General features: G+C 51.6%; 16 protein-coding genes. 8 read left to right on the top strand and 8 right to left on the bottom strand.

The window, feature by feature from the left end; all coding sequences use genetic code 11:
• The first annotated feature begins 6 nt into the window (after window positions 1-6).
• From BUB73_RS11965 to rph, 5 genes are all read left to right on the top strand, one after another.
• Window positions 7-522 carry a PaaI family thioesterase gene (locus tag BUB73_RS11965; RefSeq protein WP_073286150.1) on the top strand — a complete coding sequence of 172 codons (516 nt, stop codon included), beginning with the start codon at window positions 7-9 and terminating at the stop codon, window positions 520-522.
• Between the two features lie 185 nt (window positions 523-707).
• On the top strand, window positions 708-1,682 hold the full coding sequence (gene bioB / locus BUB73_RS11960) for a biotin synthase BioB (RefSeq protein WP_073159583.1): 975 nt from the start codon (window positions 708-710) through the stop codon (window positions 1,680-1,682).
• 24 nt (window positions 1,683-1,706) lie between these two features.
• Window positions 1,707-2,357, top strand: coding sequence for a C40 family peptidase (locus BUB73_RS11955; protein WP_073286148.1), 651 nt, complete (start codon window positions 1,707-1,709; stop codon window positions 2,355-2,357).
• A gap of 41 nt (window positions 2,358-2,398) precedes the next feature.
• A complete protein-coding gene (locus BUB73_RS11950; protein WP_073159579.1) occupies window positions 2,399-3,250 on the top strand; it encodes a prephenate dehydratase in 852 nt (283 codons plus the stop codon).
• A 107-nt stretch (window positions 3,251-3,357) separates the two neighbouring features.
• Entirely contained in the window at window positions 3,358-4,083 is a 726-nt protein-coding gene (gene rph / locus BUB73_RS11945; RefSeq protein WP_073159577.1) for a ribonuclease PH, read from the top strand.
• On the opposite strand, the gene BUB73_RS11940 is transcribed toward rph, so the two are convergent.
• The 6 genes from BUB73_RS11940 to BUB73_RS11915 all read right to left on the bottom strand — a co-directional run bounded on the left by BUB73_RS11940 (window position 4,084) and on the right by BUB73_RS11915 (window position 9,627).
• Window positions 4,084-5,661 carry a hypothetical protein gene (locus BUB73_RS11940; RefSeq protein ID WP_175552214.1) on the bottom strand — a complete coding sequence of 526 codons (1,578 nt, stop codon included), beginning with the start codon at window positions 5,659-5,661 and terminating at the stop codon, window positions 4,084-4,086.
• 101 nt (window positions 5,662-5,762) lie between these two features.
• Window positions 5,763-6,578 (bottom strand): TIGR02147 family protein, encoded by an 816-nt coding sequence (locus BUB73_RS11935; RefSeq protein ID WP_073286208.1) that lies wholly within the window; start codon window positions 6,576-6,578, stop codon window positions 5,763-5,765.
• A gap of 203 nt (window positions 6,579-6,781) precedes the next feature.
• Window positions 6,782-7,396 (bottom strand): imidazole glycerol phosphate synthase subunit HisH, encoded by a 615-nt coding sequence (gene hisH, locus BUB73_RS11930; protein WP_073159573.1) that lies wholly within the window; start codon window positions 7,394-7,396, stop codon window positions 6,782-6,784.
• A 62-nt stretch (window positions 7,397-7,458) separates the two neighbouring features.
• On the bottom strand, window positions 7,459-8,715 hold the full coding sequence (locus BUB73_RS11925; protein WP_073159571.1) for a hypothetical protein: 1,257 nt from the start codon (window positions 8,713-8,715) through the stop codon (window positions 7,459-7,461).
• 78 nt (window positions 8,716-8,793) lie between these two features.
• Window positions 8,794-9,144: a hypothetical protein gene (locus BUB73_RS11920; protein WP_073159569.1), complete on the bottom strand. Its 351-nt coding sequence runs from the start codon at window positions 9,142-9,144 to the stop codon at window positions 8,794-8,796.
• 72 nt (window positions 9,145-9,216) lie between these two features.
• On the bottom strand, window positions 9,217-9,627 hold the full coding sequence (locus BUB73_RS11915) for a hypothetical protein (RefSeq protein WP_139259204.1): 411 nt from the start codon (window positions 9,625-9,627) through the stop codon (window positions 9,217-9,219).
• A gap of 45 nt (window positions 9,628-9,672) precedes the next feature.
• On the opposite strand from BUB73_RS11915, the gene BUB73_RS17360 reads away from it, so the two are divergent.
• A complete protein-coding gene (locus tag BUB73_RS17360; protein ID WP_170932337.1) occupies window positions 9,673-9,825 on the top strand; it encodes a hypothetical protein in 153 nt (50 codons plus the stop codon).
• 253 nt (window positions 9,826-10,078) lie between these two features.
• Here the strand turns inward: BUB73_RS17360 and pgk are convergent, their stop codons facing one another.
• A complete protein-coding gene (gene pgk / locus BUB73_RS11910; RefSeq protein WP_073159565.1) occupies window positions 10,079-11,323 on the bottom strand; it encodes a phosphoglycerate kinase in 1,245 nt (414 codons plus the stop codon).
• A gap of 252 nt (window positions 11,324-11,575) precedes the next feature.
• On the opposite strand from pgk, the gene BUB73_RS11905 reads away from it, so the two are divergent.
• A complete protein-coding gene (locus BUB73_RS11905) occupies window positions 11,576-12,604 on the top strand; it encodes a hypothetical protein (protein ID WP_073286139.1) in 1,029 nt (342 codons plus the stop codon).
• Window positions 12,598-12,963 carry a dihydroneopterin aldolase gene (locus BUB73_RS11900; RefSeq protein WP_073159561.1) on the top strand — a complete coding sequence of 122 codons (366 nt, stop codon included), beginning with the start codon at window positions 12,598-12,600 and terminating at the stop codon, window positions 12,961-12,963. Before BUB73_RS11905 ends, BUB73_RS11900 begins: the two co-directional genes overlap by 7 nt.
• A 104-nt stretch (window positions 12,964-13,067) precedes the next feature.
• Here the strand turns inward: BUB73_RS11900 and BUB73_RS11895 are convergent, their stop codons facing one another.
• The gene (locus BUB73_RS11895; protein WP_073286136.1) at window positions 13,068-14,627 is read right to left on the bottom strand and encodes a YifB family Mg chelatase-like AAA ATPase; all 1,560 of its coding nucleotides are present in this window, start codon (window positions 14,625-14,627) and stop codon (window positions 13,068-13,070) included.
• Window positions 14,628-14,630: the final 3 nt, after the last annotated feature.

Below are 14,630 nucleotides of genomic sequence, written 5' to 3'. Positions count from 1 at the left end.
TTTAGAATGAGTAACATCATCAAAGTGGTTAGCAAGCAGCACAACAGCAAGATGTGCATGATGTGCGGACTGGACAACGAATACGGGGTCCGCGCTCCGTTCTACAATATGGAAGACGGAAGCGTCATGAGTCTGTTCCAGTATCGCGAACAGCATCAGAGTTATCCCGGTCGCGTTCATGGAGGCCTCATTACCGCCATGCTAGACGAAATGGGACTTCGCGCCGTGTGGGCCAAGGAAGGCGGCGACGAATCTATCTGGGGCGTCACCATGTCCCTTGAAACCAAGTACCGCAAACCCGTTCCCTATGGCGAACAGTTGATCGGCCGCGGCGAGATCGTAAAGATCACTCCCCTATTCTTTATCACCCACGCCAGCATCATGGATATGAGCGGAACCGTCCTTGCCGATGGCGACATCAACTACATCCATCTGGACATGAGCAAGATTGCAGAAGGCGTCACCATGCACGAAGAAATGCCTTACCTCATCGAGGATGGTGTAAAGGAAATTTCTTTCTAATAGAGTGCGGTTATCGCCGTGCATTAGAAATAGTATAGGCGGGCACAGCTCGCCTTTTTCTACATGGCACTCTTCCAGTGCATATAGTGCGGCTAGGTCATGCCAGAAAATAAATTTTCTGTCGCGACACTCGCCTTTTTCTATATTTTGAGCCGTCGGGACATGCCGCGAACCAAGGAGTTTTTATGTCTTTCGTCCAGGAACTGAAAAACAAGATTTTGAATGATGGTTACGTTACCACCCGTGAAGATGCCATCAAGCTACTTGACGCTGACCTGGAAGAATTGACCGCTGCCGCCAACGAAATCCGCGAAAAACTCCACGGCAACGATTTCGACTTCTGCTCCATCGTCAACGCCCGCAGCGGTCGCTGTTCCGAAAACTGCAAGTACTGCGCACAGTCCAGCTACTACCACACCGGCGCTCCGGAATACAAGTTGCTCAGCGCCGACGAAATCGTAGCCGACGCAAAGAAGAAGGAAGCCGCAGGCATCCCCCGCTATTCTATCGTCACCTCCGGCAGAACTCTCACCAAGAATGACGTAGAACAGATTTGCGAAACCATTCGTCGCCTCAAGAAAGAAACCAGGCTTAGCGTTTGCCTCAGCAGCGGTCTTCTGAACCGCGAGCAGTTTGATCAATTGAAGGCAGCGGGCCTTTCCCGTTTCCATAATAATCTGGAAACTTACCGCCGTCATTTCCCTGACGTTTGCACCACCCACACTTACGATGACAAAATCGGAGTGTTGCAGAATGCCGTAGCCGCAGGCCTTGAAATTTGCAGCGGCGGAATCATGGGCCTTGGCGAAACCATGGAAGACCGCATCGACATGTGCATCGACATCCGCGAACTGGGTGCCAAGTCCACCCCCATCAACGTGTTGAACGCCATTCCGGGAACTCCTTTCGAAAATCTGCCCAAGATGACCAACGACGAATTCTGCAGAATCGTCGCCATCTATCGCTTTATCAATCCCAAGGCATATTTGCGTTTGGCAGGTGGCCGCGGCGTTCTAGGCGATTACGGTACAAAGGCATTCAAGAGCGGAGCCAACGCCACCATCACCGACGACATGCTGACCACCGCCGGAGTCAACAGCGCCACCGATTTCGAATTGGTAAAGAGCCTCGGATTCGAACCTCACGGATTCCTGGACTAGCGAAAAATATTTAGATTTCGCTTGATGGCTCTCCTGAGAAATATTCTATTTCTTGCTTTAACCCTGGCATTCCTTTCGGCTTGCTCCTTTCCTGTTCGTACTGGATACGATCGGCGGATTGGAGGCTACAAGCCCGCTAGAACAGTGCAGGCTCAGCAGCCAGCCCCACAGACCACCTCTGAACCTGCAGTTGTCGCAACAGCAGCAACAACTCCCCAAGACACGGTAAAACCGCCTCGTCAGAATTCCTCGGCCAAGGCCCACGCCGCCATCAACAAGAAAGAAGTAGCACGCGCCACCCCCAAGAAGGCAACCACCCTAGAAGGGGTCATCAAGCCCTGGTTGGGAACCCGCTACAAACTGGGCGGCACCAGCAAATCGGGCATCGACTGTTCCGGCTACGTCATGGTCATCTACAAGGAGCTTTACGGCATCGCCCTCAAACATAACGCCGAAGGCATCTACAAGGATGAACGCGGCAAGAAGGTGAGCCGCGGCGACCTGAAGGAAGGAGACCTGGTCTTCTTCGGAGACTTCTGGGGCATCAGCCACATCGGCATCTACATGAGCGGCGACCGGTTTACCCACGCCAGCACCAGCAAGGGCGTAATGATCAGCCCCATGAACGACAAATACTGGAGTCCCAAGTACAAGGGAGCCAAGCGTTTTAAATAGGGGGTTCGCAACAGGAACCGCAAATTTTCTAACTTAACGTCATGAAGAAAATTGCATTCCAAGGCCGCAAGGGCGCATACAGCGATTGCGCAGCCCACTACCTTTTTGGCGAAGACATCGAAACTTTGCCCATGGACACTTTCGAAGAAATTTACCAGGCCATTGAAACTGGTGAAGCCGACGGCGGTGCAATCCCTATCGAAAATTCTACGGCAGGTTCCATCGAAGCGAACTACGACCTGCTTTACAAGTGGCGTCACCGCATCGTTGGCGAAGTCATGCTCCGCATCGAGCACACCCTTTGCGTTATGCCCGGCGTAAAAGTTGAAGACTTGAAGCGCGTCTACAGCCACCCCCAGGCTCTGGCCCAGTGCTCACACTTCTTTGCAGAAAACCCCCAGATCAAGGCAATCCCTGCATTCGATACCGCAGGTTCTGCCGAAGAACTGGCCGCCCGCGGTAACCGCGACGAAGGCGCCATCGCCAGCGCATACGCCGCCAAGATTTACAATCTGGACATTCTGAAGGCTGGCCTCGAAAACCTGAAGGGAACCAACTTCACCCGCTTCTACGCTATCCAGAAAACTCCCGCAGACTTCACCGAAAGCGAGAACGCCAAGACCACCATCCTTTTCGAACTGGCCGACGACAAGGCCGTAGGCGCCCTCTACAACGCCCTGGGCTGTTTCGCCAAGCGAGGTCTGAACTTGACCCGTTGCGAAAGCCGCCCCCACCCCGATAAACCCTGGGGTTACATCTTCCACGTTTCCTTTGAAGCAAACATCAAGGACGAGAACGCTCAGGCCGCCTTGGCAGAACTCAAAAACTACACCAGCTTCGTGTACATCCTTGGCACCTTCAAGAAAGGCGTCGTAGAAACGCTTAAGTTCTAATTACGAATTACAAATTACGAGGTACGAGATTAATAATCGCGCCGTAGGCGCCAAACTAAATCTCATAATTTATAATTCATAAATCATAATTGAAAAAGGATTTTTCTATGGCATACGAACGCACCGACAGAAAGTTTGACGAATACAGAAACCTGAAAATGACCACCGGCTTTATCAGTTCCGCCGACGGTTCCGTCCTTATCGAAATGGGTCGCACCCGCGTGATCTGCAACGCCACCCTGCTCCCCAAGGTTCCGGATTGGCTGGCTGGCCGCGGCACTGGCTGGATTACCGCAGAATACAGCTTGCTGCCTCAGAGTACCGGCAAGCGCGTCGAACGCGAACGTAAAGGTGCCAGCGGACGCACCCAGGAAATCCAGCGCCTCGTAGGTCGTTCCCTCCGCGGAGCCGCAAACCTGGCCGCCCTTGGCGAAAACGCCATCGTGATTGACTGTGACGTCATCGAAGCCGACGGCGGCACCCGTACCGCAAGCATTATCGGCGGATTTGTAGCCCTGGCCATCGCCCTGAAGAAAATCAAGGAACGTCTGGGCCTCACCGAACAGATCCTCCAGCACGCCATTACCGCCATCTCCGTAGGCGTCGTAAACGGCAAGCCCCTCTGCGACCTCTGCTATGTAGAAGACTCCGCAGCCGACGTCGACATGAACGTGGTGATGCAGGATGCCAAGAACTTCATCGAAGTCCAGGGCACCGGCGAACACGCCAGCTTCGATCGCGCCATGCTGAACACCCTCCTTGACCTGGGCGAAAACGCCTGCAAGGACATCTATAAAAAGCAGATGGAACTGATTGGCGGTGAACTGCCGTAATTATTCAGTGACTTTGACAGCTTCCACTCGATAGACTGCGAAAGATCCACCACTACCCGAGCTTCCGTCAAACTTGATTCTAACGGACGCCAAAGATTCTTCCACGTTTTCGTCGGAAGGTTCTTTTGAATCGGGTTTGGTAAAATCACTCCACAAAGCACATTTACGGACAATTTCAGAAGAGCTTTCAAAAACCGCCTCAGGCAATTGGAAGCTCATCGTTCCCGCCTTTTCTAATCCCGGGTCCAGAACGATAGCTCCGCTCATGTCGGACTTGTACACGACGCACACGCCATCCCATTTGGGAGTCACATCAACAGGCCTAGCCGTCGCAATTAAATCAGAAGATCCCTTCACGTCAAAGACAACCCCCACAAACGGTGGTTTTCCTTTAGCCACATCGCCAAATTCAATCGTACCACAAATACCCAGACATTCTTCGATGACTTCATCTAAAGATCCCGAATCAAAGCCGCCTCCTAACGAGACCGGCCACGTAATCGTAGAAGAACCTTCATAAACATGATCATCAAAAGCATACCAGGGAGCTCCGTATTCATCCATTTCCCAAAATTCTGTTTTTACCTCATAACTTATTGATCCATCCCATAACTCCACCAAATCATTTGTATCAATCGTCCGTTTCGCAGGAGTGATCAACGTATCCGCACTAGATTCCGACGACGTAGTTGAATCCGCTGACGAGGTTGTGTCCGCTGACGAACTTGATTCCGCCGAAGAGGTCGATTCCGCCGAACTAGTTTCCGCTGATGAGTCAATCTCTCCGGAGCTGGACTCCGCCGAAGACGCTATTTCTCCCGAGCTAGATTCCGCCGACGTAATAAGCAACGTATCTCCACCAGAAGAATCTACAAGAACATTTACAGAATCATCCACTGGTGAATCTGCTAGAGAATCTGCTGGAGGGTCATCAATTTTTTCTTCTTGAGTCTCCTTGAAACTACCGACCACCAGGGCCCCCAGCTTCCGGATGTTAAAATAGCCACTCATCCCAGGAGACCCCTCAAAGTAGAACGAAAGGGAAACCAGACGTTTCACCGCTTCAAGACCCGGAATTTTACCGGACTTTTTCGGTTTGAACTTTTCCCAGCCAACACAACGAACTTTGACCGAATCGCCAGACGTCTTTTTATACAAGGCTGTCGGAGAATCCTCAACGACAACACCTGTCGAATCCATTGATTCCAGGTCGACGCGAACATCCAGGCCAGAAGCATATTCCACGCACAACTGTCCCCAAGACGAAACATCCGCCAAAACCAGCGTATCATTCCGTTCCTTGGAAAGATCCAGATTAAACCCAACGGAAGCCACCTTGTCAGACGAGCTCTTTCCAAGAACAACCGTTCCGCAGAAACCGCCACATTTCTTTTGAGCCGATTTCAGCCAAGTCCTTGAAAAGACTTTATCACCGTCAACGTCCCATTTAATTTCAGACCCTTCACCGCCATCCAACATAGACCATGTTCCGGGTACGTCCACCACGTTTACATCTTCAATGTGGACCACTTCAACAGAAGCATTGTTTTCTTCGGTGGATCCTTCGTCAAAAACCATGTGGCGGTCCGATCCGCAACCACCCAGTAAAAACGCGTTAGTTAAAACAATAGAGAATGCAATATTTTTTTTAGTCATCCTAGCCGTCCCAAATCAGCTTTCTAGATTTTCTTTGTCAAAGGAAACAATTGTAAGTTCAAACGATATACCTGATCCGGCTTTCTGCTGGCATTGGCAATGGAGGCTATTTTTCGTCGGCACGAAAGCAGTTCCTCCACAATTTGTTCGTAAGCTTCACGATCAACACTCATTGTAACACCCATAATATTTCGATCATTCACATCAAACGCATCTATAGATTTTTGAGCAAGCGCAGCCATTTCCCGATGCATCGTCCGTACAGCCACGGGAATCGCATCGGAATTCCCCACGAGAGCCTTATCCGTCTGCACATAAACATTACGGCCCTTCTTCTGTAACAAACCCAACTTTACCATCAAATCAAGCGAAGCGCAGACTTCGTCGGCACTTACCGGCTGCCAGCACATGGCTGCCATAGCCTCGGGAGTGGCACCCGGCATCATGGTCACTAATTCACGCAGCACCGGATTCTTCCAGGACTCAAAATAAGCGTAGGCGTCGCCATCCAGCACGCGGATCTTTTTTGACTTGGCCACTTCCTGCATGGCACCGAACGCCTTCTTGCGGGACTCGTCATCTTTAGCCTGGTTAAACTGCACCAGGTAACGGAAATAGACGTAATCAAAACCCTTCAGCCCCATGGCGTCGGCCACCTTGCCGATTCCCGCCTCGCTAAGGCTACTTTTACCCTCGCAAACCAACTTCAGGTAGGTAGGCGAAGAAAACCCTGCCAGACGGGCATATTCTCGCCACGTAAACGAATCCGTTCGCTTACGCTCCTCATAAAACTCCTGCATATAGCAGCGATAGCTTTGATAATCGGTTATGGGCTTCAAAAATTTACCTGCCTTGACGGCGAAGGCAAACATAATTTATTTTGTATCATTCGTCAATAAACCAATGATACAAAATTTATTTTATCAATAAAAATAGACGTAAACTACCAGACTCTTAACCAAGAATCCATATTTTTTTATTATAAAAAAAGACCGCGGATTAACACGGTCTAACTATAAAGTAAAAAATTGGCTAAGGCGAATTAAACTTTCCAGTCGCAGAAGTTCTTCAGCATGGCAAGCCCCACATCACCACTCTTTTCCTGATGGAACTGGGAAGCAATCAGGTTATCCTTGCCAATAAGGCCCTGGAAGGTCTGGGTGCCGTAAGTAGTTTCAGCAAAGCTATACTCCGCAGGCACCACCGGGTGATAGGAATGAACGTAGTAGAAATCGCTACCGCTGGCGATGCCCTTCATAATGGGGTGTTCGCGGGTAAATTCCACCTGGTTCCAACCCATGTGAGGGATCTTCAGGCCCGGTTCATCCTTAAAGCGCACAGCCTTGCCGGGAATCAGACCCAAAGTCTTGACACCGCCATCTTCTTCGGATTCTTCCAGAATGATCTGGCAACCGATACAAATACCAAGCACAGGATTGCCGGCCTTCACTACCGTCTTGATGGCCTCACCGATTCCGGTCCTAGTCAAGGTTTCCATAGCCGAAGCCGCAGCGCCAACGCCAGGGAAAATCAGGCGATCAGCCTTGGCAATCACTTCGGGATCGCGACTAGAAACAGCATCGGCACCGATGTGTTCCAAAGCGTTCATCACAGACGTCAAGTTGCCAGCGTTGTAGTCAACTACGATAATAGACATAGAAACCTCGTTTTTACAACCGCAAAGATAGAAAAAAAGATTAAAACCGCCGAAGTGCCGCCCTAGTTATTGCACCAGGGGAACGTATAATTCAGCTGCGGCCTGATGGTATCAGCCCTTACCGGGAAATCGTTAGCGGCATTCATCTGCATAATACCCACAACACCGTTGGCCATTCTGGCCTTGATGTTCTGGACATCATCCCAAGGCTTCTTGTGGCCGTTACTTGCGCCACCGGCACCATAGCCCGCATCCGCAAGAATGGGCTTGCCCGTCACCTCATGAATCTTCGCCCAGGTGGCAGAATTGGCAGCCACAATCTTCTCGGATGTCGCCAGGGACGAACCGCCGGAAGTTCCCGCAAAATCCACGATACTCATGTCAAAGTTGGAATACCACTGGGCAAACAGGGCCGTATCCTTATCGCCAATCCAGGGTGAAATATCGATGGCAATCTTTGCCGCAGGCAAGTAGGCACGAATGGTATCCACGATCTGCTTGAAGTACACGCCCATAAGGGAATCGGGAATGCCGCCTCCTTCCTGGACAGTTCCATCGTATCTTTCCTTCTGCCTTGAAGCCGTTTCGGAATACTGATAAAAATCCGGTTCAATCAGCCAGATGGATTCATAAGTATCCGCATCCACCTCCAGACGGTAAATCAGCTGTTCACGCATACCGTTGGCATAAGCCGCATAACGATACAAAATGGAGTCCGCAAAATATTCGCGAATCATCTGGGCCCCATGGGAGCAATGGGTCTTTTCTGCCTTGGAAATATTGCAGTCGTCAATTCCATGATCCTTGTCGAACTCGGCAATCACGTAAGCGTAAATCATGGGAGTCGCGCCAATTTCCACGCTCATCTTTACCATACGTTCTTCAAAGCCGTTATAGAAATCGTTATCACCAAGCCAGACCGCAATATAGTCCAGGCCGGCGTAATTCGTAGAATCGCGTTCCTTGTCGGTACTCCAGGCCGCACCAAAATTAAACTGGCACGGATCGAAACCTCTCTTATGAGGCGCCACGTCATACGCAGTCCACAAACCGGACTCGCAACGGTAATAACTCTTACCCGTTTCGATCCACACAAAACCGCCCTCCTCCTCGGGAGCGCAGGGCAAAGTCTGGGGGACTTCTACTACAGCCGACGAAAAAACTTCAGCGGGGTCAGCCGTTCCCATGGCAGAACTAGATTCCGCCTGAGGAACCGGATCCGAATTTTCTGCTTCAGAGGCAGACTCGCCACATGCCACGAAAAAACTGCAACCCGCCACAAAAAGCGTAAGGGCCAAAAGTCCAAAACGATTCTTCATCAAGTCTCCTTTTCCTAAATACCCGAACACCGACACAAAGATACTTAATGGAATCGCAAAATAAAACCCCAGACCGCCCTATTTATTCAAGGAGTCCAGCGCCTCGCCCGCCAATTCCACACAGCGGTTGCAGGGAATCACCCCATTGGGGCGAATTTCACTACACAGGGTGCAGCCCTTGGCACCGTTCTTGAAGAACTCCACAATGGCATCAGACTGGGCAGGAGCCAACAGCTTTGCCGCATGTAAGGCGCCGCAAGTTCCCTCCGGAGCACGACCGCCACTGAACTGCTTTACAGCCATGGCCAGTTCCAGAGCTTCCGCTTCAGACTTGCCCTGGGCACGCCAATAACCATAAGTCACAGACACAGCGCAGTTGCCGTGTTCCTTGTGATACACCTTTGAAATTTCAGAAATCTTTTCTGCCATAAAAACCTCACGTTTTAATAGTCACTTGTCTGCAAAACGGAATGTCTCCGCTGGTAATCAATCTTTTTCTGCTTAAAGAATTCCGCCCGTAATCATTGCAACACCGCCATAACTGAGCGCATTATCAAAACTGCGTTTGTCCATGGCAAGTCCCGCGGACAGCATATCAATACCGATAAGGGCGATACCAAGCCCAGCCCAACCACAAATCCCACCATAGCGGGCAAACTGCTTAGCCTTGCCAATATTGCAGTTGTAATCCTTCATGTAAATGGACACACTATCTGCAAAAACGGCACGGTCTTCGTTCCAGTTCAGCAACGAATCAGGCACAGAATTTTCCGACCCATAGGAAGACTCCTCCTGCGGCACAACATCAGTCCCGTCCACACTGCCGTAGATAGCCATACCCTTGGGAACAAGCTGAGCCTGAGCCGCCCCTACAGAAATCAACAAAACTAACCCCCAAATCAATTTGTTCATGACTGCAAAAATACAAAATTTAACAGATAATACTATATTCAGTACATGCCTAACGAAAACAACAACAATGAAGAATTGGATCTGGACGCCATCATCAACAACATGAGCTCCATCAACAGTGAAGACTACTGGTTCAAGAAAGTGAGCCAATTCGAGGAGCACGACGAAACCGTCAACCCCGACGCCAGCCAGCAATGACTTAGAGCTTGACTACGGTTATCAAAGTCATTTCCGTTCAATTCAACCGTAGTGGTCCGCAAGGCGCAAGCCCACCTCCCCCAAATACAAAAAAAATCCCGACTTCCATCGGGATTTTTTCAATTCACAATTTCTCTAAAACGCAAATGTAATTTGCGATTAGAAGCAAGCAGTGCAAGGCGCGAACCCCCGTAGCGTACTTTCGTACGTGAGGGGGCGAGCAACGCGGCAATGCGCCGCTTATCATCGCAAGTTACTTGTCGGTCAGGGCTGCGACGCCCGGCAGGACCTTGCCTTCCAGGAGTTCGAGAGAAGCGCCACCACCGGTAGAGGTGTGGGTGACCTTCTTGTCTGCGCCGTACTTCTTAGCTGCAGTAGCGGTATCGCCACCACCGATCACGGTGATTGCACCAGCTGCGGTAGCTTCGACGATTGCGTCAGCCATAGCCTTGGTAGCCTTTTCGAAAGCTTCGAATTCGAACACGCCTGCAGGACCGTTCCAAACGATGGTCTTGGAGGACTTGATAGCTTCAACGAACTTCTTGGTGGATTCTGCACCAACGTCCAGACCCATCCAGCCAGCGGGGATACCTTCAGCGTCAGAAACAGCCTTGGTAGCAGCGTCAGCAGCGAACTTGTCAGCAGCGATGTAGTCAACCGGGAGGATGATTTCCTTGCCAGCAGCCTTAGCCTTAGCCATCAGTTCCGGAACCAGCTTTGCGCCTTCTTCGTCGAACAGAGAAGAACCGATTTCGATATTGTCGATCACCTTCTTGAAGGTGAATGCCATGCCGCCGCCGATGATGATCTTGTCAGCCTTGTCCAGGAGGTTGTTGATGAGCTGGATCTTGTCGGCAACCTTAGCACCGCCGAGGATTGCGAGGAACGGACGCGGGGGGTTGTTGAGAACTGCGTCGAATGCCTTGAGTTCCTTGTTCATGAGGAAGCCAGCAGCGCGCTGCGGCAGTTCAACACCAGTCATGGAAGAGTGGTCGCGGTGAGCGGTACCGAATGCGTCGTTAACATAAACGTCAGCGAGCTTGGTGAGGGAAGCGCGGAATGCCTTGACAGCTTCCTTGTCAGCCTTAACCTTGTTGCCTTCGGCGTCCTTCTTCTTGCCTTCTTCTTCGATGTGGAAGCGGAGGTTTTCGAGGAGGATGATTTCACCCGGCTTGATAGCGGCGCAAGCAGCTTCAACTTCTGCACCTGCACAGTCAGAGAGGAACTTCACCGGCTTCTTGATGAGTTCTTCGAGCTTCTTGGCAACGGGAGCGAGAGTGTACTTCATGTTCACTTCGCCATTGGGGCGGCCCAGGTGAGAAGCGAGGATAACAGCAGCACCCTTATCGAGAGCGCACTGGATAGTGGGGAGAGCAGCTTCGATACGCTTGGTGTTGGTGATTTCGCCGGTGACCTTGTCCTGGGGAACGTTGAAGTCGACACGGATGAACACGCGCTTGCCAGCGAGTTCGAGATCTTCAATAGAAAGCTTTGCCATGATTAGCACCTTCTGGTTAGAGTTAAAATTTACGGACTAAAATATAGTAAAAGGGGGCAAAAAAACATGGTCAAATGCACAAATCAACTATGCAAAGCACACTTTTGTAAACTTTTCTTTATATAATTTGTATCATCTATCCGACTATCCCTTAATCATTTACCTTTGTATACTGCAAAAAACTTTCCTTTGTGAATTTTCAATCTTTTTTTTATATATTTCACGAAAAATAGTCCATATTGGAGTTATCAAATGAAACGTTCAATTTTGTGGGCCCTGTGCCTTTCTGTCGTGTCCGCTTTTGCCGGTCCGTACGATATCAATGAATTTGATGCTAAGGACGCCGGTACTCCCGACGAATACATCTCTGCCGAATTCGGTGGCGAACTGAAGACCATCCCGGCAGACGAAGTGGAATCCCTCCAGGATGGCCGTCTGGTCGTCCGTCAGAAGTTTGTAGACCCGTTCGGCGACAACGACGCGACCTACCAGCTCTACCAGGGCTCCGCAGGCGACCTGTCCTCCATGACCGCCATGACCGCTGACGGCGTCGACTACTCCAAGCTCCTGACCGCCAAGGTTTACTCCAAGCGCGGCATGGACGCCGACAAGGACGTCGAAAAGGTATACTTCGATGGCAAGTCCGTCTTCGCCGACGGCCTTTCCTCTGCAATCGTCTTCATTGACGGCAGCCCCGTGACCCTCAAGGGCGAAGGCGCCGACGAACCTGTCGCCGAAACCGCTGCCGCTGCAACCAGCAGTGACGAATACTGCGACGACGATGAAGATTGTGAAGACGATGATGATGTCTTCCAGTACAAGACTACCGCTCCGATAGACAACTCTGCAGCCGACAGCCGTGACCAGGCAGCCAGCGACGCAGCAGGCAACGTAGGCGACCGTTTCGGTATCGCTGACGAAGTCCGCTTCTGGAGCGCAGTGGGTCTCACCGCCCTGGCCGCAGCAAGCATCGTCATGGGCATCCTCCAGCAGAAGGAAGCCAACAAGGCCCAGAGCGCCTACGACAACCTGGACGAACTTAAGGGCAACCTCCTCCGCGCCTGTAACGGCAACCCCAGCTGTGAAGAAGTGATGATTTCCAAGGGCGAGTACGTGCTTAGAACCACCGAAGAAGGCCCCGTCTACTGGACCATGCAGAGCCTCCAGAACCGTATGAACGAAAACAAGAAGACCCACGATTCCTATGCTTCTGCCCGTAACATCTGGTTCGGCGTAGCAGGCGCATCTATCGCAGGCGCAGTCGTTCTCTACGTATGGTAACAGAACTCGGTAAAATCAGCCTTCGGGACCTTACTTTCGACTGCATCATCGGGACCCTTCCCTATGAACGCGAAAACGAACAGCCGATCGTACTGAACGTGACCGTCTGGTCTGATTTTACCCTCGCTGCCAGAAACGAAGACCTGGCACACTCCATAGACTATGCACAACTGGCGGAAGACCTGAAAGGGTTTATCCGCCTTTCTTGTTTCCAGCTGGAAGAAACCCTGGTGTACCGCTGCGCCGAACGCATTCTCGGGAATTATCCCAAGGCTCAGGCCGTCGAGGTTTCCGTCAGAAAGCCGTGCGCCATCCCTGATTGCGTCGGGGCAGAATCATCCATTAGGATGCGACGCTAAGCTAGAGATAAAACAAGAGATTAAGCAAGAAGCGCCCCTCCGTTAGGAGAGGCGCTTTGCTTGTGATGAGGGGACGAAGGAGAAAGTTCTTTTACAACGTTCAATCAGGAGCGAAAGGAACGATAGCGAAGCGCCTCGGACAGGTCCAGAATTTCGACGGCAGGAGCCCCGCGAAGGTCAGCTATGGTCCGTCCCACCTTCAGGAGCCTGAAGTAGCCTCGTGCACTCAAGCCCATCTTGTCGGCGGCAGATATGGCAAAACGCTCGGTAGCTGCAGACAACCTGCAGAACGATTTCGCCGCTTCGGACGACATTTCCGCATTGGTCTTGAAAGGGAGATTCTTAAAGCGATCCCTCTGCAAGGCCCTAGCCTCACAGACCCGCTTGCGAATGTCTGCAGAAGTCTCAGATATAGTGGCCCCGCTGGCAAACTGGGATGCCTCCACAGAGGGCACACTGACCTGGATATCGATACGATCCAGCAGCGGTCCCGAAATTTTTTCCTGATACCGCTTGCGGGCTTCCGGCAGGCACGTACAGCTCCGTTTTGCATCCATGGCATAGCCACAGGGGCAAGGATTCATGGCAGCCCCCATCATAAAACGAGCAGGCCACACGACCGTTCCGCTAGCCCGGCTCACCGAAATGAGTCCCTCTTCCATCGGTTCTCGCAAAGCCTCCAGGACACTGCGGTTGAATTCGGGGAGTTCATCAAGAAACAAAACGCCATTATGAGCCATGCTAGCCTCCCCAGGCCGCAAATGCACGCCGCCCCCAACAAGAGACACCATAGACGCCGAATGGTGTGGCGTCCGGATAGGACGAACCATTACCGGCTTAAAGCATTCCATATCCCCTGCAGCCCTTGCGCAGGAATGTATGCGGGTCGTCTCGAGAATTTCCTCATCCGTCATTTCGGGGAGGATTCCCGGAAGGCATTTGGCACATAATGATTTTCCCGCACCGGGAGAACCAACCAACAGGAAATTATGGGCTCCGGCAGCAGCCACCTCAAGAGCTCTTTTGACCCCTTCCATCCCGATGACATTCTTAAAGTCTGGTATTCCCTGTATGCAGGCATACCCCTGTCCAGCGCCCCTCTCCGCTCCATGCGCGGCAGCCAGTCCCGCCGCCGAAACAGCCTTAGACACAGCCCCCTTTTCTAACACACCAACGCATTCCCTTAGGGAATCCGCACACACGTACCGCACACCTTCTACAAGACGCACCTCCCGTTCGTTCCCCCGAGGCACCACAAGAACGTCTCTCTTGCGATCAGGGAGACTCATGGCCACCGAAAGGACTCCACGAACAGGCTTCAGCAAACCATCTAGGGAAAGTTCCCCCACAAACACCAACCGTTCCAAATCAGGAACTTCAATTTCGCCGGTAGCCACAAGAAGACCGATAGCCAACGGCAGGTCAAGGGCACTGCCCTCCTTCCGCAAATCCGCGGGCGACAAGTTCACCGTCGTTCGGAAACCTGTCACCACCTTATCTATGGAACGGATGGCCGAGACCACTCGTTCCCTAGATTCCCTTACCGCATTGTCAGGTAATCCAACCAAAGTAAAACCCGGCAGCCCCTGAGAGGCGTCGACCTCGACGCTTACGGGAACAGCCTTTATTCCAAACAGGCAGTAAGAACGGATTCTATGGAACAAGAG

It is taken from the genome of Fibrobacter sp. UWH6 (assembly GCF_900142465.1).
Classification (GTDB): Bacteria; Fibrobacterota; Fibrobacteria; order Fibrobacterales; family Fibrobacteraceae; genus Fibrobacter.
This window is presented reverse-complemented; position numbering and strand designations above follow the sequence as displayed.

Excerpts from the sequence above, each read along its gene's own strand:
- BUB73_RS11955 (WP_073286148.1), top strand. The coding sequence starts at position 1,707 with ATGGCTCTCCTGAGAAATATTCTATTTCTTGCTTTAACCCTGGCATTC.
- BUB73_RS11920 (WP_073159569.1), bottom strand. The coding sequence starts at position 9,144 with ATGGCAGAAAAGATTTCTGAAATTTCAAAGGTGTATCACAAGGAACAC.
- hisH (WP_073159573.1), bottom strand. The coding sequence starts at position 7,396 with ATGTCTATTATCGTAGTTGACTACAACGCTGGCAACTTGACGTCTGTG.
- BUB73_RS11950 (WP_073159579.1), top strand. The coding sequence starts at position 2,399 with ATGAAGAAAATTGCATTCCAAGGCCGCAAGGGCGCATACAGCGATTGC.
- BUB73_RS11905 (WP_073286139.1), top strand. The coding sequence starts at position 11,576 with ATGAAACGTTCAATTTTGTGGGCCCTGTGCCTTTCTGTCGTGTCCGCT.
- pgk (WP_073159565.1), bottom strand. The coding sequence starts at position 11,323 with ATGGCAAAGCTTTCTATTGAAGATCTCGAACTCGCTGGCAAGCGCGTG.
- BUB73_RS11900 (WP_073159561.1), top strand. The coding sequence starts at position 12,598 with ATGGTAACAGAACTCGGTAAAATCAGCCTTCGGGACCTTACTTTCGAC.
- BUB73_RS11915 (WP_139259204.1), bottom strand. The coding sequence starts at position 9,627 with ATGAACAAATTGATTTGGGGGTTAGTTTTGTTGATTTCTGTAGGGGCG.
- BUB73_RS11940 (WP_175552214.1), bottom strand. The coding sequence starts at position 5,661 with ATGGTTTTTGACGAAGGATCCACCGAAGAAAACAATGCTTCTGTTGAA.
- BUB73_RS17360 (WP_170932337.1), top strand. The coding sequence starts at position 9,673 with ATGCCTAACGAAAACAACAACAATGAAGAATTGGATCTGGACGCCATC.
- rph (WP_073159577.1), top strand. The coding sequence starts at position 3,358 with ATGGCATACGAACGCACCGACAGAAAGTTTGACGAATACAGAAACCTG.
- BUB73_RS11925 (WP_073159571.1), bottom strand. The coding sequence starts at position 8,715 with ATGAAGAATCGTTTTGGACTTTTGGCCCTTACGCTTTTTGTGGCGGGT.
- BUB73_RS11965 (WP_073286150.1), top strand. The coding sequence starts at position 7 with ATGAGTAACATCATCAAAGTGGTTAGCAAGCAGCACAACAGCAAGATG.
- bioB (WP_073159583.1), top strand. The coding sequence starts at position 708 with ATGTCTTTCGTCCAGGAACTGAAAAACAAGATTTTGAATGATGGTTAC.